The sequence below is a fragment of the Microbulbifer okhotskensis genome, assembly GCF_023895975.1.
Taxonomy (GTDB): domain Bacteria; phylum Pseudomonadota; class Gammaproteobacteria; order Pseudomonadales; family Cellvibrionaceae; genus Microbulbifer; species Microbulbifer okhotskensis.
Genome location: NZ_JALBWM010000375.1, coordinates 1 through 489 on the forward strand (window position 1 = coordinate 1; position 489 = coordinate 489).

At 48.3% G+C, this 489-nt stretch carries 1 protein-coding gene; it reads left to right on the forward strand.

Features of this window, described 5'->3' with window-relative positions; translation table 11 throughout:
* Positions 1-360: phage terminase small subunit (gpM, locus tag MO867_RS22575; RefSeq protein WP_252473360.1), on the forward strand; the 360-nt coding region annotated here is incomplete at its 5' end.
* Positions 361-489: the final 129 nt, after the last annotated feature.

Here is a 489-nt window from a genome sequence, read left to right on the forward strand (position 1 = left end):
CTTGCAAAGTTCGCCGTCGAACAACAGCAAAAGCTACCGCACTATTTCAAGTCTGATGACCTGCAAACCTTTGTTGCTGAAAGTCTGCACGACTGGGCATTGAAGCAATACAAAAACAACACCAGCGCCAGCCCTTATTTTGATGAAGTGTTAGAGATGGTGACTAGCAATAGCTGGCCAATTATCAACACGATTGTTCTTGGCAAACTGTACAAAATGGCCGGGCTATTTGCCGAGAAAGTCGGCGAGCTGGAATCCGCTTTCAAGTGGTATCACTCCGCCGAGGAAGCCAACCCCAAAAAAGCCGGGGTTAAAACCCGCTTAGAAGCGCTAGCAAAAAAACTGAATAAACCATTGTAACGACTCCCACAGCCACGCGGGCCAGTGGGGCGCTTAACGCCCTGCGCGTTTATGCAAACCACTTGGCGCCGCGTTTTTAAAAGAATTGATTGTTATGGGTTTTACGGGAAGGCCAACAAGTTATCTGGA